Origin of the sequence: Actinoplanes sp. L3-i22, from assembly GCF_019704555.1 — a bacterium.
In the GTDB taxonomy this organism is placed as follows: domain Bacteria; phylum Actinomycetota; class Actinomycetes; order Mycobacteriales; family Micromonosporaceae; genus Actinoplanes.
In genome coordinates, this window is sequence record NZ_AP024745.1 from 7,048,944 (window position 1) to 7,067,187 (window position 18,244).

Sequence of the window (18,244 nt, forward strand, 5' to 3'; positions counted from 1 at the left end):
CGCACCGCTCGCTCTCGCGGTGGCTATTTTTGCCGCGCTCGCTGTTGTGGTGGTTGTTTTTGCGGCACTTGTTTTCGCTCCGGGGGCGGAATCACTTCTGTCCGGTATTGACCGGCCGATCGTGTCGGCGACGATTGCCGGGAAGCGGTGGCCGGGCTCGCATGCGGCTGCGACCGCGAGTGCGTCGGCGGCGGTGTCGACATCGCGCAGGCCGGGCAGCGGCGCCGGCCGTACTCCGCGTGCCCGGAGCGCCCGGAGAGTGCGCTCACCGGTGTCCGCGGCTGACATCGGCACGTCCGGCAACACCGCGGCATCAGCCGGGTCGCTCAGGCCCAGCGCCCACCATCCGCCGTCGTCGGCCGGTCCGAGCACGGACCCGGCGCGGCAAAGCGCCTCCGCCGCGTCGCGCAACAGGGCGACGGTCACCTGCGGGGTGTCCATGCCGATCAGCAGGCTCGGGACTCCGGGGAGCGCGGTGTCGGCGAACGCGTTCGCGAGCCGTTCGCCCAGTCCGTCCCCACGCTGCGGGACCAGCGCCCAGCCGCTCGGCGCCGGGTGGGCACCCTCGATGACCAGCGTATGCCGTACGAAAGAAAGTTTTTTTGCGGTTTTGAGGGTGTCCTCGAGGGCGGCCGCCGCGATCGCGGCCGCCTGCTCCGGGGTGCACGGCGGGCAGAGCCGCGTCTTGACCCGGCCCGGGACCGGCGCCTTCGCCATCACCAGCAGCTGGATCATCGGGCCAGCACCGCCCGCATGTCGGCGACGGCCCGCAGGGTGCCGCGCACCGTGCCGGTAACTTTCGACCGGGTGCCGGACGCCCGCGGGCGATAATCGACATCGGTCTCGGTGATCCGCCAACCGGTACGGGCCGCGGCCAGCAGCAGCTCCAACGGGTAGCCGAAGCGGCGATCGGTCAGGCCGAGCGCGAGCAGGGCGTCGCGGCGTGCGGCCCGCATCGGCGCGATGTCGTGCACCGGCACGCCGGTCTCGCGACGGATCCGGCGGGCCAGCACCGCGTTGCCGAGCCGGGCGTGCGGCGGCCAGGCGCCGGCCGTGGTCGGCCGGCGCCGCCCGCAGGCCAGGTCGACGTCGCCGGCCCGGACCGGGTCGGCGAGCAGCGGCAACTGGGCCGGGTCGAACGAGCCATCGGCATCCATCACGCACACCACGCCGTCGGCCGGGTCGGCGGCGAGCAGCCCGGCGTGCACGGCCGCCCCGTAACCGCGCCGCGGCACGTCGACGACCCGGGCACCGAACGAGCGGGCCACCTCGGGCGAGCCGTCGGACGAGCCGTTGTCGGCCAGGATCGGCCGGTAGCCGTCCGGCATCCGGGCCAGCAGCCACGGCAACGCCGCGGCCTCGTTCAGACAGGGCAACACCACATCGGTCATGAACGGCAAGTTATCCCTGGTCAGGAAGGAAAAATCTTACGAAGTACGGACGTCGGCGGCAGACCTTACGAACCGCTGACGGATCGGCCCGGACGGCTGCCGGGAGCCGTCCGCGGCCCTACGGTCGCTGTCGTGACTCATCTCCTCGTGACCGGCGGCGCCGGCTTCATCGGCTCGCACGTGACCGCCGCGCTGCTGGCGGCCGGCTATGACGTGTCCGTGCTGGACAGTGGCCATCCGGCGGTCTGGGACGCGCCGCCTCCGGTGCCGGACGGGGTGCGACTGCATCGGGCCGACGTGCGTGATGGCGCCGCGGTGCGGGCGGCGCTGCGCGGGGTCGACGCGGTGCTGCACCAGGCGGCGCTGGTCGGGCTCGGGGCCGGGCCGGACGACCTGCCGGAGTACGTGGGCTGCAACGACCTGGGCACCGCGGTGCTGCTCGCGGCGATGGGCGCGGCCGGGGTGAAGCGGCTGGTGCTGGCCAGCTCGATGGTGGTGTACGGGGAGGGCGCGTATCGGTGCGAGGTGCACGGGCCGGTGCGCCCGGGGCCGCGTACGCCGGATTCTCTGGAGGCGGGCCGGTTCGAGCCGCCCTGCCCGGAGTGCGGGCGGCCGCTCGGGACCGACCTGGTCGGCGAGGAGGCGCCGCTCGATCCGCGCAGCGTGTACGCCGCGACGAAGGTGGCGCAGGAGCACCTGGCGGCGGTGTGGGCGCGGGAGGCCGGCGGTTCGGTGGCGGCGCTGCGGTACCACAACGTGTACGGGCCGGGGATGCCCCGGGACACGCCGTACAGCGGGGTGGCGGCAATTTTCCGGTCCTCATTGGAAGGTGGGGCGGCACCGCAGGTGTTCGAGGACGGCGGGCAGCGACGGGACTTCGTGCATGTCACGGACGTGGCGGCGGCAAACCTGGCGGCGCTCTCGGCGGTGCCCGGCTTCCGCGCCTACAACGTCGCGTCCGGGGAGCCGGTGACCATCGGCGAGGTCGCCGGGATCCTCGCCGACGCGGTGGGTGGGCAGCGGCCGGTGGTGACCGGGAAGTTCCGGCTCGGCGACGTGCGGCACGTGGTGGCGTCGCCTGATCGGGCCGCGCGGGAGCTCGGGTTCCGGGCGGCGGTCGGGCCGGGTGCCGGGTTGAAGGAGTTCGCATGCGCCCCGCTGCGCGGCTGATCCCGGCCTTCCGGGCCGGCAGAGCTCGGCTGACAGCGGGCCGTCTTCGCCCGCGTACCGGTGGCCGTCTTCGCACGCGCCCTGCGGGGCGTATTCGCATGCGCCCCGCAGCGCGGCTGAGCCCCGACCGGTGGGCTGCCATAGCGGCGTTCGTGCTGGTCGGGGTCGCGGTGCTGGTCGGGGCGGCGTTCGGCTGGGCGGGGCATCCGGTGCACGCGCCGGCCGCTCCCCTGTTCGGGCACTTTTTGCCGCATGTGGGGCCGGGCACGCCGTTCGCGCTGGCCGTCGCGGTGGCGGTGATCCACTGGGGACCGGTGCTCGCCGATCGGATGCCGTGGCGGCGGCTGCTCCTGGCCGGGTGGGTGGCGTCGGTGGCGTGGACGTTCGCGCTCGCCCTGGTCGACGGCTGGCAGCGCGGGGTGGCCGGGCGGCTGACGACACCGTTCGAGTATCTGACCGAAGTGCCCGGGGTCACCGACGTCCACGCCATGCTGCGCGGATTCACCGGTCACATCCTGCTCTTCTCGCCGGACAACTGGACCACGCACGTGTCCGGGCACCCGCCGGGCGTACTGCTGGTCTTCGTCGGCCTGGATCGGCTCGGCCTGCACGGGGGAGGCTGGGCCGCGGTGCTCTGCGTCCTCGTCGGCTGCGTGGCGACGGTGGCGGTCGCGGTTACCCTGCGTGCCCTCGGTGACGAGGCGGCGGGCCGGGCCGCGTTGCCGTTCCTGGTGCTGTTCCCGGGTGCGGTGTGGGTCGGGGTGTCCGCGGACGGCCTGTTCATGGGGGTGGCGGCGACGGCGTTGGCGCTGCTCGCGGTGGGTCTGACCCGGCCGTCGTGGTGGTGCGCGGGGCTCGGCGGGGCCGGGCTGGCCGCCTGCGCGTATCTTTCCTACGGCCTGATCCTCCTGGCGCTGCCCGCGGCGGCGGTCACGGTCGCGGCATGGCAACGTCAGCGGCTCCCGGCCACCCCGGCCCCACAGCGGCTCACACCCACCCCGGCCGCGCCGGGGCCCTCGTCCGAACCGGCGCCGCCGCAGCCGGCCTCCGCGACAGCTGATCCGATGCGGCCAGGACCGGCAGCCACCGCTACGGCCAACCCAGCCCGGCCGGCAACTGCCACAACCGGCACTGCACCGCCGGCAACCGCCACAACCGGTCCGACACCGCCACAACCGGCAACCAACCCAGCCCAGCCGGCCCCGGCGACCACCACTCTCGACCCGGTTCGGCCGCGGCGGGCCTCCGGAACAACCGATGCGGCGCGAGCGCGGCGCCTGCCACGGGCAACGTCCCCGGCGGCCGGCACGACAACGGTGCGACAACTGTCGCGGCTCGCCTGCGCCGTTGTCGGAGCAGCGCTGGTGGTAGCCCTGATGACTGGGCTCGGGTTCGACTGGCTGGAGGGCTACCGCCTGGTCAAGGTGCGCTATTACCAGGGGCTGGCCAGCGCACGGCCGTACACATATTGGGTCTGGGGCAATCTCGCGGCACTCGCCGTCAGTGCCGGGCCGGCCGCCGCCGTGATCCTGCGCCGGGCGGTCGTGCAACTGCGGACGGCCCGGACACCCCCGGTGCTGCTGTGCCTGGGCGCGGTCGCCGCAGTCGTCGCGGCCGACCTGTCCGGGCTGAGCAAGGCCGAGGTGGAGCGCATCTGGCTACCGTTCGCGATCTGGCTACCGGCCGCGGCGGCTTTGCTGCCGGCCAGGGATCGCCGCACCTGGCTGTATTGGCAGGCAGCGACCGCGCTGGTGGTGAACCATCTGGTCCTGACGAGTTGGTAGATCCCCGTTCCCCCGCCAGGTCGGTCATCACCCTGATCAGCGCATCTCCGCGGGTACCCGACGGAGCTTCTCCTGAAGGAAGCCGATGATATGGGCGCGGGCCGGGCGGGCCTGCCGCACCAGGCCGGGCAGGCTGAGGAACCCGTGCGGGGCGCCGGGATATTCGACGAGCTTCGCCGGGGTGCCGGCATCACGGAGCCGCTCGGCGTAGGCGCGCCCCTGATCGGCAACCGGGTCGGCGGTGGGTACCACCACGAGCGCCGGCGCGAGACGGGTGTGGTCATCGGCGTACAGCGGCGAAATCTTTCTTCCGTCGGAAACCGCCATCCGGCGGAAGAAAACGATCTGCGGCACGGTGAGCATCGGGCTGTCGGTAAATTCCTTCATGGACGGGTAGTCGAGCGCCGTCTCCGTCAGGTCGGTGCACGGGTTGACCAGGACCTGCGCGCGCAGGTCGAGCCCTTCGTCCCGTGCGCGCAGCGCGGCCATCGCGGCGACCAGCGCGCCCGCGCTCTCGCCGAAGACCGCCACCCGGGCCGGGTCCACGCCCCACCGTGCGGCGTCTTGCACCACGTGGTGCAAGACGTCCCAGCCTTCGTCGACCGCGGCGGAGAGCGGCGTCCCGGCGCTGACCAGGCGATGCTCGACCGAGACGACGACGGCCGGCAGCCGCGCGGCGACGTGGCTGCTGATCCAGTCGCATTGCACGGCGGTCCCGACGAACCCACCGCCATGAACGTGCAGCACCAGCGGCAGATCGCCTGCCTTCACCCTCGGCCGATACACCCGAAGCGACACCGTCCGGCCAGGCACCGCTCCACCCCGCACCCTCCGGCTCGGCAGGTCGCCGCCCGGCACTACTCGGTCCGACAGGTCTCCGCCCGGCACGACTCCACCCGGCACCCTCCGGCCCGGCACCTCCTCGCGCGGCGTCACCCCATCCGCGAACTCCGCGCCCGGCAATGCCCAGTCCAGTGCCTCCCCGCTCGGCACCACCCGGTCCGGCACCTCCCCACCCGGCACCCTCCGATCCGGTAGCTCGCCATCTCCCAGGGTCAGCCGCTTCCAACCGATCGCGACTCGCCGGGCCGGGAATCCGCTGATCAAACGGGTCAGCGGGGCGGAGCGGCGCCGATTCTCCGCCTGCTGGAAGGTGATCAGTTCCGCCTCGGACATCGCCGACCAGTCCGGTTCCTTCCGTAGCGCCTTCAGCAATCGCACGCTCATGGACCCTCCCCGATCAAGTAACGCTACTTTAGGTATCGATACTAGAAGTAGCACAACTCGATAGGGTGTGACCATGCCTCGACCGCCCGGCCGTCCCCGCTCCGGCATCGACGCCGCCGTTTTTGCCGCGACCCTGGAGACGGTGCACTCGCTCGGCTACGCCCGGGCCACGGTGGACCGCATCGCCGCCGCGGCCGGCATCGCCAAGACGACGGTCTATCGCCGCTGGCCTACGAAGGGCGCCCTGATCACGGCATGCCTGGTGGACGCGTTCGGCCCGGCCCCACTGACCGGCGCCGACCGAGCGGAGATCCTGGCGTCGGCGATCCGGTGGATAGCCGGGAAGATCGGCGAGCCGGGTATCGGCGCCGCGTTCGCCGGTGTCTTCACGGACGCGGTGAACGACCCGGACCTACGCCAGATTCTTTCCACCCAGATGCAGGACCCTTACCGGCTGGCACTCCAGGAGGTCCTGAACGAGCCGGAGCAGAGGGTGCTTTTCTTCATCGACGTAGTAGTCGGCACCTTGCTCCACCGCCTGGGAATGACCGGCACCCCGATGTCCACCCCCGACGTAGACGCCCTGGTCAGCATGGTCCTCGCCACCCTCAGCCACGCACCCGGCTGACCCCGCCCCGCATCGCGCGAGGGTTGCCGTTCCACGCAGACTCCTTGCCGACCAGGACGGACCTCAGCTCCGCCAGGTGTGCTGGGGGTCGTAGCCGAGCAGCCGGCGCGCCTTGTCGATGGAGAGCAGAGTCTCGTGGTCGCCGAGTTCCCGGGTGACCGGGACCTCTGGGAAGTACTCGGCGGCAAGGTCGGCGGTCCGGCGGCTCATCACCGTGTCGGCGTTGGCGATGACGAAAATTTCCACCCCAGGGCGGTCATACCCGAGGGCGAGCCGGACTGCCTGGGCGCCGTCGCGAGCGTCGATGTAGCCCCACAGGTTCCAGATCCGCTGCGTCGGATCGGCGTCGAAGGCCGGGAAGGCGGCGTAGTCGGAAGGTTCCATCACGTTGGAGAAGCGCAGCCCGACCATCGTCAGCGAAGGATTCCACCGGCAGAACTGCGCGGCCATCTGCTCGTCCAGGTGCTTGGCGAGCGAGTACGACGTCTCCGGGCGCGCCGCGTACTCCTCGTCGACCGGCAGGTACGGCGGCGGCGTGTCGAACGGCAGCCCGAGCAGGGTCTCGCTGGATGCCCACACCACCCGATGGATCCCGGCGGCCCGCGCGGCGGCGAACACGTTGTAGCTCGCCGTGATGTTGTTGGCAAATGTCGCCGCGTTCGGCACGACGCCCGGCCCCGGGATCGCGGCGAGGTGCACGACGGCATCGATCCCGGTGTAGCGACTGTCGATCGCGGTCAGCGCCTCCACGACCTGGCCATAATCGGTCAGATCCACCCGGATGTACGGGCACGCCGGCTCGCGGGGCGCGACCAGGTCGAGGTTGACCACCTCGAACCCGTGGTCGACGAGTTCCTGGACCACGACGCGGCCGAGTTTGCCGCTGCCACCGGTCACCGCGATGCGCGCCATGTCACTTCCCACCCTCAAGATCGGATCCTCAGGCTACGCCAGATCCCCGCGCCCACGGGTGACGGAACCCCAGCCGCGAACAGCAAACAGCGAACCGCGCCGAAGCCCATGCCCACGGCCGCGAACAGCGCCCGGGCCCGCGCCCGCGCCCGCGTACAGCAAAAGCAAACCGCGCCCATGCCCACGGCCGCGAACAGCGCCCGGGCCCGCGCCCGCGAAAGCAAACCGCGCCCACGTCCGCGGCCGCGAACAGCACCCGCACCCACGCCCACGCCCGCACCCGCGAACAGCGACCAGGTCTGGACGTAACGCGGCGGCCGGTGCCGCCGACAACGACACCGGTCGGTGGCTGGACGAGGAGATCCGCTCCGTCAGCAACGAGCCCAGGACCCGTCGGCGCAGCAAGACCGCAGCACCGAGGACCTACTGCTCCTGCGGTCGACGCGATCGTCGACGTCGCGGTCAGCCGCTGCCCGCCGCAGCCCGCTGCTGACCGTCGGGCCGGGCGTGCGTGCGAACCCGGATCATCGGTGAGCGCCGAACACCGCCACAGGCCCGCTCCTCACACGTCGGCAATGACGGAGGCGCGCAACCGGCGGAGCGCCTCCGTGCGCACGCCGGCCCAGGCAGGAGATCCGGTCAGCGACGCCGCACGCACCGGCACCTGCCGGGGCATCCGCGCCATCGCCGCCCGGATCTCGCTGATCAGAAACGGCCCCCACGACCCACCGACAACAATTTCCTTCGGATCGGCGAGGGCAATGACGGCGGCGATCACCCCGCTCACGGCGATGGCGATCGTCTCTCGTTCGACGGTGGAACTTTCCTTCAGGCGTGCGACGTCGACGGCGGTCGAACCAGGTCGCCGCAGCCCCAGTTCCCCGAAGAGCTCGATGAACGGAATCGCCCGCCCGCCCGGCCCGACGGTCAGCAGATGCGAGATCTCCCCGGTCAGCCCGCTCGACCCACGCCGGATCTCGCCGTCGTCGACGATCGCCGCCCCGAGCCCCTCCCCGAGGTAAAGGTAAGCGAAGTCGCGCTGCCCCTCCGCGGCCGCCGCCCAGTTCACGTCGTTGTCGACAACAACCGGCCCGTCCACGTAGCCGGCAAGAATCGCCACCGGATCCAGCGCCCCCACCAGAAACGGCGAGTCCGGCAACTGCACAAGCCGCCCCGTAGCCCGATCCACCGGATCCGCAGCGCTGACCACCGCCAACCGAATCGGCTGCTCCCCGGCACCCCAGGAAGAACCGGCCAGCTCCGCCGGCCGAGCCTCAGCAAACTCTTCCCGCCGGACATCGGCGCCCAACGCACCTCCCACGCCTTCCCGCCGGACATCGGCGCCCAACGCACCTCCCACGCCTTCCCGCCGGACATCGGCGCCCAACGCACCTTCCACACCATCCCGCCGGACATCGGCGCCTCCTGCGCCTCCCCGCAGGACGCGGGCCATTCCTGCCTCTTCCGGCCGCAAACCGGCAGCGCCGCCGCGCAGGACCCCAGCCACCTCCGCCAGCACCGCCCCAACCCGGCTCGCCTCGGTCTGCCTGGTCACGGAGGCCACGCTGTCGCCGTACACGTTCAGGCACTCCGCGACGACACCCTCCGGAGCGATCGTGACGGCCAGTGCCACACCGACCGCCGGCGCCAGCGCGTAATACGACCCCACTCGCCCCCGCCCGCGCCCACCTTGGGTCCGCTCCCCGGTGTCGGTGACCAGCCCCCGCTCGACCAGGCGCCGCACACTCTCCCCCGCCGTCGGCTTGGAGATACCGATCTCCACCGCCAGTTCCGCCCGGGTCAGACGCCGATGCCGGGTCAACGCACGAAGCACGTGCTCGTCCGTGAGCGAACGAACCAGATCCTGCGAAGCCACTCGGCCAGTTTCACCCGCCCCTGAACGACCAGGGCCGTCCGGTGCCGGACGGCCGGCTTCACCCACCCCTGAACGACCACGGCCCTCCGGCGCCAAACGGCCGGCTTCACCCACCCCTGAACTACCAACGACCTCAGGCGCCGGGCGGCCCGGCTCCCCCACCTGCGACCCGGCCAGATCCTGCGCTGGCGCGCGCACGAGTTCCCCTGACCGCGGGCGACCCAGATCCTGCGACGGCTCGGCGGTATCCACACGACGATTCTAGTCAGGGCCCTTGCCTTGAAAGCTCTCGCAGCCCTATCGTCGTACAAGTAAAGGCATTTGACTTGAAAGGGATCACCATGGGACTGCCGCACTGGGAAGAGCCGCCAGCCGACCTGCAGGCGGCGACACGCGAGGTCAAGACGGCCCTGCGCGAGCAGATCGCCGCCTCCGGCCGCACCGTGGAGGAAGTTTTCGCCGTAGTCGAAAACCGCGTCCAAGCCGCGATCGACGACATCACCGCGACCCGCCACCGAGGCGAGGCGATCTGGCCGGTCATCGACTACGCCGACATCGCCGCGAAGAAAGTTTCCGCCGAGCAACTCGACCTGCTGCGCCGCCGCGGCTGCCTGGTCGTTCGCGGACACTTCGAGCGCGAACAGGCGCTGCAGTGGGACGCCGGCATCGTCGACTACGTCGAGAGCAACCAGTTCTTCGAGAACTATCGCGGCCCCGGCGACGACTTCTTCGGCAGCGTCGGCTCGAAGCCCGAGATCTACCCGATCTACTGGTCACCGGCGCAGATGCAGGCGCGGCAGAGCGAGCGGATGGCGGCCGTCCAGGCGTTCCTGAACAGTCAGTGGAAGCACGAGTCCGATGGTGTTCAGTGGTTCGACCCGACCCGCGACTCGCTCTACCCGGACCGGATCCGGCGCCGCCCGGCCGGTGCCGACTCGGCCGGCCTGGGCACGCACCTCGACCCCGGCACTCTCGACCTGTGGCTGACCAAGGCCTACCAGCAGGCCTTCCGGCACCTGTTCGACGGCAGCGTCGAGGAGTACGACCCGTGGGACGCAGCCCACCGCACGGCCGGCCCGCAGTACCCGGGCTCGACCATGTGCTCGGCGTTCCGGACGTTCCAGGGCTGGACCGCGCTGTCCGACATGGATCACGACCAGGGTGTGCTGCACACGGTCCCGATCCCCGAGGCGATGGCCTACCTGATGCTGCGGCCGCTGCTGTCCGACGTGCCGGATGACGACATGTGCGGCGTCACCGTCAACCAGGTCTTCCCGGCCGGCCACAAGTGGCACGCGCCGCTGATGGAGGCGCTCTCCGGCATCCCGGACGTCCGGGCCGGCGACTCCGTCTGGTGGCACTGCGACATGATCCACAGCGTCGCGCCGGTGGCGGATCAGCGGGGCTGGGGCAACGTCATGTACATCCCGGCCGCGCCGTGGTGCCCTCGCAACGAGCGGTATGCCGATTCCGTACGCAAGGCCTTCCTGTCGGGCGAAAGCCCGAGTGATTTTCCGGCGGAGCACTACGAGCGCGATTGGCCGAACCGCTTCCAGCCCGACGACCTGAACGACATCGGCCGCCGAGGCCTGGGTCTCGTCTGACGGGGCGCACCCCGAACACCGCCCTCGAAAGAAACCAGCGGCGGAGAAATCCAACGGCGGAAAGTACCCAGCGGCAAAAGCCAACGGCGGAAGAAATCGGCGGCGGAAAGAACCCTACGACGACCGCCCGACCACCTCACCCACCTCGGTGCGCGAGGAGACCCCCAGCTTGCGCAGGATGTTCGACACATGCACGGCAGCCGTCTTCGGCGAGATGTACAACCGCCGCGCCAGTTCGGTATTGGTCAGGCCATCACTGATCAGCACCGCCACCTCCCGCTCCCGCGGAGTCAGCGCCGCCACCCCGGTGACCGCCGGCCCCGCGTCCACCGGCGCCATCCCCAACCGGGCCCGCACCTGCGCAAGCTGAGCCGCCCGCCATCCACCCCAGCCCGCCAGCAACGACGCCGCCACCTCCACCTGCGCCGCCGCCTCCTCCCGCCGATCCCCGGCGAGGAGGCAGCGAGCCGCCCCGACCCGCACGGTCCCGCAGGTGGCCGGCCCGAGAATGTGGGCGTCGACGATGGACAGATATCCGGCGAGCGCCTCCGCCGGCCGCCCGTGCGCCTCCGCGAGCTGCGCACCGACAAGCGTCCGATACGCGTCCCAGACATCACTCTCGTTGATAAGTTCCGCCGCCATCGCGTCGAGCCGCGCAACCGGCAACCCGATCTCCACGGCGGCCGAGATCAGGTCGTGCGCCTGCTCCCCGCTGCGCCACGGCTGCGCGGCCAGCGCCGCGATGAACTCGTCCAGCGCCGCCTCGGCCCGCGGCAGGTCCCCGCGACGGCAGGCCACGTGGAACACCAGGCCGGGAAGGACGGTCGGCGGATTGTCCGGCACCGTCGCCAGGTCGGCGATGACCTGCTCGGCCAGGTCGAACTCCCCGGCCTCCAGGTAGAGCCCGGCAAGGAACACCCCGTGGTAGTCGGCCCAGCGCCCCGGACGCCGATAGCCCTGATCCTGCCCGCGCCCCTCTTCGAGGGCCACGATCGCGGCACGCAGATCCCCGGCCCGCAGCGCGAGCCGGGCCCGCCCCTGGAAGTACGAGGCCACCGCCAGCGACTCGAACCCGGCCCGCTCGGCGTCGACCCGCATCCGCTCCAGGTTCTCGGCGTGCTCGGCCGGCGAGGTGGGCGGCTCGCCGTGCACCAGCCGGTTGAGCGCCCGCGCGGCCAGCACCCACTCACCGGCCGCCTCGGCCTCACCGACCAGCCCCGAAAGAATCTTTCTGCCGTCAGCCGCGGTGTGCGGGCGTTCGCTGAGCGTCGAGCCCTTCTCCAGCAGCGCCGCCAGCCGCAGCACCGGCATGTCGAAATCTTCCGCCAACGCCAGCGCTCGGTCGGCCCAGATCAGCGCCGTGTCGAGCTCGTCCCGCAGGTACGCCGACTGGGCAATAGCGGTCATCGCCCGGGCCTGGCCGGCACCCGGCGGAAGCTGCTCGATGAGCGTCTCGATCTCCTGCGTCAGCGCCCACATCTCGGCCGGCTCCCGCGACTCCCACGCGCAGCGGACCAGCAGATACAGCGACTCGGCTCGATCCGTCGGGTCGACCGCCAGGTCACGCCAGCGCCGCCCGTACCGCAACGCGTCGTCGAGCAGACCGGCCAGCCAGGCCGCCCGGGCCGCCGCGCCGAGCAGCTCGGTGTCGTCGGGCGCCTCCCCCAGACCCATCTCGGCCAGCTGTAATGCCTGGTAGGCGGAGCCGATCGACAGGTACAACGCGGCCCCGCTGCGCGCGGCGGCGATCAGATCCTCGTACCGCCCGGCGCCGTGCGCGTGATGCGCCACCATCGCCGGATCCGACGCACCGCTGCCGAGCAGCACGTCCAGCGCCGCCTCGTGCAGACGCCGCCGCTGCCGCCCGAGCATCTGCGCGGCGATCGCCTCCCGCACCAGCGCATGCCGGAACGCGAACTCGTCCTCCCCGGACTCCACCAGCACACCCCGCGTGACCAGGTCACGCAGCACCGCGATCAACTCGTCCTCACCCGCGCCGGTCACCTCAGCGAGCAGGTCGAACGGAATCCGATGACCGAGCACGGTGGCCGCCTCGACGATCCGATGGCTCACCGGATCAAGATCGTCGACCTGCCGGCGCAACACGTCCGCAAGGCTCCACGGCAGCGGCTGATCCACCAGCTCATCGAGATCAAAATCGGGCAGCGCCCGCAGCAACTCCTCCAGGAAGAACGGGTTGCCGCCAGTGCGATGGTGCAGCGCCGTCGCGGCACGCAGGGAGGCGGGGGCACCGGTTGCGGCCGCGAGCAGGGCTGCGGTCTGCGCCGGACCAAGACGATTGAGACGTACGTGCGTGACCGCGTGCCGCCGTTCGAGCTGCGCCAGCAGACCGGCCACCGGACGCCGGCGGGTCACCTCGTCCGGCCGGTACGTCCCGATCAGCAGCCGTGATCCGTGCTGGTCGGCGATCCGCTCGAACAGGGCGGCGCTCTCCGAGTCGGCCCAGTGCAGGTCCTCGAAGACAATTACCGCCGGCGCCTCGCCGATCAGGTCGGAAACAATCGCCAGGCCGGTGTGCAGGCGCTCGACCGGGCTCCGCTTCGGGTCGGCGAGCGCCGCCAACTGCTCCTCGTCGACCTCGGGACGGCTGTCGATGGCGTCGAGCAACACCTCGTACGGCCGCGAGAGCGAGCCCGGCTCGGCCTGCCCGACCAGCACCACGGTGCCGGCCGGCACCGTCTCCAGCAGTTCCTGGACCAGGCGGGTCTTGCCGATGCCGGGCTCCCCCGCGATGATCGCGACCGCCGGCTCACGAGCGGCGGCGAGCCGCGCCAACCGGCGCAGCTCGCTGTCCCGCCCGATCATCACCGGGCTGGCACCGCCGCGGACGCTTCGCACCCCGCCAGGGTACCGGTGGGATGTCCCCGCACCGTGTCCCCTTTCCCACTCCTGAGGATCCGGCGCGCGGAGGCCAGCAGCCGCCCCTTCTCCGCTTCCGCGACAAGCTCCCGGTGCCGCTCGTTGGCGATGGCCAGCATCAGATCCGGATGCATCAACATGGTGTTCTCCTCGTCGATCGGTGATGTCCCAATCCTCGATCGACAAGGCCCGCGCCACATCGGACGCCTTTACCTATCTTCGCTGCTCAGAATGCTTTAGCCCGGCTCCGGGAACCGCCTAGGCATACCTAGATCCACCTAGCTGAACGCCGGTGCGTGGCGCCGTGCCCAGTCGAGGAATGACCGCGGTGGCCGCCCCAGAATCTGTTCGACGTGCGGGCTGATCCGCTGTTCCGCGGCGGTGGGCCGGCCGACGATGTCGAGAGTTCCGTCGACCACCGGCTCGGGCATGAATTGCAGCATCTGCGCGCGGGCCTCCTCGCGGGTCTGTTCCACGAAACGAACCGGCTCGCCCACCGCCTCGCCGATCATTGCGGCCCGCTGTCGCGGGGAGGTCAGCGCCGGCCCGGTCAACTCGTAGGTACCGCCGGAATGATTTCGCTCCCGCAGAATTGCCGCCGCGACTTCGGCGATGTCGCCCGGATCGACGATCGGCAAACCGATTTCGCCGTACGGCGCGAAGACCGTTCTCCGCGTCCGCACGGAATCCGCCCAGGCATAGGCGTTGGAGGCGAAGCCGCCCGGCCGCAGGATCGTCCAATCCGTACCGGACCGGCGCACCGCCTCCTCCAGGACACGCAGCGGCGCATGCGAGACCGAGTCCGGCCGGGTCGCCGCGGCCTGCGACGACAGCAGCACCACCCGGTCCACGCCACCGGCCTTGGCCACGTCGAGAACGGCGCCCGCGTTCACGTGGTCGCCGGCGCCCGAGACCATCAGGAACAACGCGCGTGCCCCGTCCAGCACCGGCCGCAGGCTCTCCGCGTCGGAGAGATCCGCCCGGCGATGCGGCACCCCGCCGGGCAGCGTGATCGGCCGCGTCCCCCGGGACACCGCGGTCACCTGCTCGCCCGCCGAGCTCAACGCCTCCACGAGCACGCGACCGACGTTTCCGGTGGCCCCCGTAACCACGATCATTGAATAGCTCCTTCTGCTGCGACGGCACGCTCCGCGCCGTACCGAAGGGAAGCTAACATCCTGGATATAGTAGGTACCTACAGGAAAGTGACTATCCCTGAGGAAGTCGATATGGCAGATGATCGGGCGTCCTGGACGCCGTCGGCAAGCGACGATCCGGAGCTGGCCTGCCCGGTCGCTCCGGTCGTCGATCTGGTGTTCAGCCGGTGGACCACGCCGATTCTGTGGACCTTGAACTATCGGGGCCGGCAACGTTTCGTGGAATTGCAGCGGCAGATCGGCGGCATCACGCCGAAAGTGCTGACCCAGCGGCTCCGGCAACTCGAACGCGACGGCCTCGTCGTGCGGACCTACTTTCCCGAGGTCCCGCCCCGGGTCGAATACGAGATCAGCGACCTCGGCCGCAGCCTGGCGCCGCTCTTCGCGCACCTGGCCGAATGGTCCTCGGCACATCTTCCCGATGTGGCGAAGGCCCGGCGCGCCCATGACGAGAAATCGCAAACGAGCGCCGCCACGCTTGGGCCGGGACAGTCCGGGTAAGGAGACATTGTTGCCCGATGCTGTGCTGAGGAGTACTGAGATGATTCCGAATCTGATTCGCCGCTTCGTCATCATGGCGATCGCCGTGCCTCTGGCGGCGGCGGGCGCCCGCAAGCTCAGCGACGGTCTCGAATCGAGGCGCGGCTCCAATCGCGCGAGCCGGCTGCTGCGGCAGGGCGCGGACGTCCTGCAGGGATTCAAGAAGCAGCCCAAGAAGCGCCGTTTCTCCTTCAGCCGCTGACGCCTACGTCATTTCCGGCCGCAGACGTCACTCCCCGTTCGCGGCCGTAGTTTCCGGCCGCAGACGTCACCGGCGTCCGCGGCCGTCATTGGGTTCGCCGGTTCCCCGGTAAAACCTTCCTTCGGCTGCCGGCACCGCTGTGCCCAGCCCTGGAGTCAGGCGTCCTACGTCGCCGGCTCGAGGACCGGCTCGAGGACCGGCTCGGCCGTCCGGGAGCGGACGATGGCCCAGCTGACCAGCGCCGCCGCGGCACCGGTGAGGATCACCGCGGCCAGGGTGACCGCCCCGTGGAACTGCGCGGTCTGGTGCGAGGTCCAGTTCGGCGCCGCGATGGTGCCGGTGAACATGGCGGCCAGGATGGTGCCGGTGACCGCGATCCCGGCGCCGGACGTCACCTCGGTGGCGGTGTCGACCAGTGCCGCGCCGATCGTGGTGCGGTTCTTCGGCAGGCCGCGGATCACGTTGACGGCCGCGACCACGCCGACCACGCGGAGCCCGGCGGCCACCAGCGCGAGGGCCACCGCGACCCACACGTAGCCGAGTCGGCCCAGCGCGCCGTAGACGGCGAGACCGGCCACCACCGACACGGCGCTGATCAGGGCGGCCCGTTCGAGGCCGACCCGCTGCACGAACGGATTGACGAACGCGCCACCGGCGACGAGCACGATGACCTGCGGCAACAGTCCGAGGGCGGCACGCACCGGCGACCAGCCCCAGTCGAGCTGCAGTTGCAGTGTGACCAGGTAACCGAGACCGGCGGTGGCCAGCCCGGCGGCCGCCTTGTACGCCAGGCCGCTGGCGACGAGCGGGCGGGCGACAAGTTTCAGGTCGAGCAGCGGGTACCGGGCCGAGCGCTCACGGCGTACGAAGAAAATTGCCGCCAGAATCGCCGCGACCGTCGCCGCCCAGGGCGCCCACGCGCCGGCGCCCTGATTGACGAACAGCGTCGGCGCGATCAGCGCGAAGACAATCGTCACCGTGCCCAGCAGCGCGCCGGAGACATCGACCGGATCACGGTGCAGGTCCGCCGGGTCGTCGGCGGCGATCCCGGCCCGGATACCGATCATCGCGAGTACCGCGATCGGCGCGTTCACCAGCAGCAGGACCTGCCACGGCGCGATGGCCAGCACGAAACCGCCGGTCGTCGGCCCGATCGCGAGCCCGATCAGCCCGACGGTCGAGATGAGCGTGGTCGCCCGTACCCGCAGGGTGTCGTCCTCGAACAGCCGGAAGGCCAGCGCCATCGACCCGGGGGTCGTCATCGCCGCGGCGACGCCCATCACCGCCCGGACGGCGATCAGTTGCTCGGCGGTGGTGACGAACGCGGTCGTCAGGCTGGCGAGGCCGAGCAGGAACAGGCCGATCAGCATGACCCGGCGGCGGCCGAACCGGTCGGCGACCGCGCCGAAGGCCAGCATCAGGCCGCCGAAGACGACCGCGTAGGCGCCGGTCACCCACTGCAGGGCGACGGTCGAGGCGTGCAGGTCGCGGCCGATGGTGGGCAGCGCGACGTTGAGGATCGAGTTGTCGAGCATCTCGAAGAGGAAGACGGCCGACAATCCGGCCAGGGCCACCCAGGCGGCCCTCAGTGAAGTGGCGCTCATGCGAGCTCCTTTCGCGAGGTCAGTAGATACGAACACCGTTCTACTCTGGTACGGCGTTCGTAGCAATACGAACGGTGTTCCGAGTGAACTAGAACACCGTTCGCCAGATCCGCTAAACTGCGCGTATGCCGCCGACTCCGCAGGACCGCCGCGCCGCACGACACCAGGCCGGGCCGGCCACACCCGCGGGTCGGCGCGGCCCGTCCGGCGGGCGCAAACAGCCGATCACGGTCGACCTGATCATCAGCACCGCGTTCGGCATCATCGAGACCGAGGGCTACGAGGCGCTGACGATGCGGCGCCTGGCGGTCGCGCTGGAGACCGGCCCGTCGTCGCTCTACGCCCACGTGGTCAACAAGGAAGACCTCGACGAGCTGCTCATCGGCCGGCTGTGCGCCGAGATCCCGCTGCCCGCGCCGGACCCGGCCGCCTGGCGGACCCAGATCGCCGGCGTCTGCACCCGGCTGCGCGATCAGTACCTGCGGTACCCGGGCATCTCCCAGGCCACCTTCGCCGCCGCCCCGTCCAATCTGGACACCCTGCGGGTGAGCGAGGGCATGCTCGCCATCCTGCTGGCCGGCGGCATCCCACCGCAGGTCGCGGCGTGGGCGATCGACTCACTGACGCTGTATGTCAACGCGTACAGCCTCGAAGTCTCCCTGGCTAACCGCCGCGCCGCCCGCAGCGACGACGGCTGGGTGATCAGCCGCGACGAGATGCTGCGGCGAATCGCCGCGCTGCCAGAAACTTTCCCCCAAACCAAGAGGTACGGCGCGGAGCTCACCGCCGGCACCACTCACGACCGCTTCGACTTCACCATCGCCCTGCTGCTCGACGGCCTCCCCGCCGCAAACCCCCACAGCACCGGCACCTGAGTCGCAGCTCGCCCTCGCCCTCGCCCTCGCCCTCGCCCTCGCCCTCGCCCTCGCCCTCGCCCTCGCCCTCGCCCTCGCCCTCGCCCTCGCCCTCGCCCTCGCCCTCGCCCTCGCCCTCGCCCTCGCCCTCGCCCTCGCCCTCGCCCTCGCCCTCGCCCTCGCCCTCGCCCTCGCCCTCGCCCTCGCCCTCGCCCTCGCCCTCGCCCTCGCCCTCGCCCTCGCCCTCGCCCTCGCCCTCGCCCTCGCCCTCGCCCTCGCCCTCGCCCTCGCCCTCGCCCTCGCCCTCGCCCTCGCCCTCGCCCTCGCCGACCGAGTAGGCCAGACCGGCGCGGCCGCTGCTTGTTGTGAAACGTTTCATTTCCGAAGAAAGTCTTCGCCTCGGAGGCGCGCAAGA

General features: G+C 71.1%; 16 protein-coding genes and 1 pseudogene. 7 read left to right on the top strand and 10 right to left on the bottom strand.

Annotation, left to right across the window (positions count from 1 at the left end; translation table 11 throughout):
• Positions 1-135: 135 nt before the first annotated feature.
• Positions 136-735 (bottom strand): annotated as a pseudogene (locus tag L3i22_RS54695) (TIGR04282 family arsenosugar biosynthesis glycosyltransferase); the annotation flags it as partial.
• Entirely contained in the window at positions 732-1,400 is a 669-nt protein-coding gene (locus tag L3i22_RS31725) for a glycosyltransferase family 2 protein (protein WP_221321171.1), read from the bottom strand. The gene L3i22_RS31725 and the pseudogene L3i22_RS54695, both read right to left, overlap by 4 nt.
• Before the next feature lie 123 nt (positions 1,401-1,523).
• Between L3i22_RS31725 and L3i22_RS31730 the strand changes: the two genes are divergently transcribed.
• Together L3i22_RS31730 and L3i22_RS31735 are read left to right on the top strand one after the other, a co-directional pair.
• Positions 1,524-2,561 (top strand): NAD-dependent epimerase/dehydratase family protein, encoded by a 1,038-nt coding sequence (locus tag L3i22_RS31730; protein ID WP_255657314.1) that lies wholly within the window; start codon positions 1,524-1,526, stop codon positions 2,559-2,561.
• Positions 2,562-2,659: 98 nt separating this feature from the next.
• Positions 2,660-4,345 (top strand): hypothetical protein, encoded by a 1,686-nt coding sequence (locus L3i22_RS31735; protein ID WP_221321172.1) that lies wholly within the window; start codon positions 2,660-2,662, stop codon positions 4,343-4,345.
• 36 nt (positions 4,346-4,381) lie between these two features.
• Here the strand turns inward: L3i22_RS31735 and L3i22_RS31740 are convergent, their stop codons facing one another.
• Complete coding sequence (locus tag L3i22_RS31740) at positions 4,382-5,572, bottom strand: alpha/beta hydrolase (protein WP_221321173.1); 1,191 nt, start codon at positions 5,570-5,572, stop codon at positions 4,382-4,384.
• 73 nt (positions 5,573-5,645) lie between these two features.
• Here L3i22_RS31740 and L3i22_RS31745 point away from each other — a divergent pair, with 73 nt between their 5' ends.
• On the top strand, positions 5,646-6,200 hold the full coding sequence (locus L3i22_RS31745; RefSeq protein WP_221321174.1) for a TetR/AcrR family transcriptional regulator: 555 nt from the start codon (positions 5,646-5,648) through the stop codon (positions 6,198-6,200).
• A 63-nt stretch (positions 6,201-6,263) separates the two neighbouring features.
• On the opposite strand, the gene L3i22_RS31750 is transcribed toward L3i22_RS31745, so the two are convergent.
• Both L3i22_RS31750 and L3i22_RS31755 read right to left on the bottom strand, forming a co-directional pair.
• Entirely contained in the window at positions 6,264-7,112 is an 849-nt protein-coding gene (locus L3i22_RS31750) for an NAD(P)-dependent oxidoreductase (protein WP_221321175.1), read from the bottom strand.
• Positions 7,113-7,674: 562 nt separating this feature from the next.
• Positions 7,675-8,988, bottom strand: coding sequence for an ROK family transcriptional regulator (locus tag L3i22_RS31755; RefSeq protein ID WP_255657315.1), 1,314 nt, complete (start codon positions 8,986-8,988; stop codon positions 7,675-7,677).
• Positions 8,989-9,329: 341 nt separating this feature from the next.
• On the opposite strand from L3i22_RS31755, the gene L3i22_RS31765 reads away from it, so the two are divergent.
• A complete protein-coding gene (locus L3i22_RS31765) occupies positions 9,330-10,592 on the top strand; it encodes a DUF1479 domain-containing protein (RefSeq protein ID WP_255657316.1) in 1,263 nt (420 codons plus the stop codon).
• 114 nt (positions 10,593-10,706) lie between these two features.
• Here L3i22_RS31765 and L3i22_RS31770 read toward each other — a convergent pair whose 3' ends face one another.
• From L3i22_RS31770 to L3i22_RS31780, 3 genes are all read right to left on the bottom strand, one after another.
• Entirely contained in the window at positions 10,707-13,451 is a 2,745-nt protein-coding gene (locus L3i22_RS31770) for an AAA family ATPase (RefSeq protein WP_255657317.1), read from the bottom strand.
• Positions 13,418-13,612, bottom strand: coding sequence for a hypothetical protein (locus tag L3i22_RS31775; protein WP_221321176.1), 195 nt, complete (start codon positions 13,610-13,612; stop codon positions 13,418-13,420). Before L3i22_RS31775 ends, L3i22_RS31770 begins: the two co-directional genes overlap by 34 nt.
• A 138-nt stretch (positions 13,613-13,750) precedes the next feature.
• The gene (locus L3i22_RS31780) at positions 13,751-14,590 is read right to left on the bottom strand and encodes an NAD(P)H-binding protein (RefSeq protein ID WP_221321177.1); all 840 of its coding nucleotides are present in this window, start codon (positions 14,588-14,590) and stop codon (positions 13,751-13,753) included.
• Between the two features lie 111 nt (positions 14,591-14,701).
• On the opposite strand from L3i22_RS31780, the gene L3i22_RS31785 reads away from it, so the two are divergent.
• A complete protein-coding gene (locus L3i22_RS31785; RefSeq protein ID WP_221321178.1) occupies positions 14,702-15,130 on the top strand; it encodes a helix-turn-helix domain-containing protein in 429 nt (142 codons plus the stop codon).
• A gap of 40 nt (positions 15,131-15,170) precedes the next feature.
• Positions 15,171-15,371 (top strand): hypothetical protein, encoded by a 201-nt coding sequence (locus L3i22_RS31790; RefSeq protein ID WP_221321179.1) that lies wholly within the window; start codon positions 15,171-15,173, stop codon positions 15,369-15,371.
• A gap of 164 nt (positions 15,372-15,535) precedes the next feature.
• Here L3i22_RS31790 and L3i22_RS31795 read toward each other — a convergent pair whose 3' ends face one another.
• A complete protein-coding gene (locus tag L3i22_RS31795; RefSeq protein WP_221321180.1) occupies positions 15,536-16,975 on the bottom strand; it encodes an MFS transporter in 1,440 nt (479 codons plus the stop codon).
• A gap of 125 nt (positions 16,976-17,100) precedes the next feature.
• Between L3i22_RS31795 and L3i22_RS31800 the strand changes: the two genes are divergently transcribed.
• Positions 17,101-17,850: a TetR/AcrR family transcriptional regulator gene (locus L3i22_RS31800; protein ID WP_221321181.1), complete on the top strand. Its 750-nt coding sequence runs from the start codon at positions 17,101-17,103 to the stop codon at positions 17,848-17,850.
• Here the strand turns inward: L3i22_RS31800 and L3i22_RS31805 are convergent.
• Positions 17,789-18,208 (bottom strand): hypothetical protein, encoded by a 420-nt coding sequence (locus L3i22_RS31805; RefSeq protein ID WP_221321182.1) that lies wholly within the window; start codon positions 18,206-18,208, stop codon positions 17,789-17,791. The genes L3i22_RS31800 and L3i22_RS31805 overlap by 62 nt on opposite strands.
• Between the last annotated feature and the right edge of the window lie 36 nt (positions 18,209-18,244).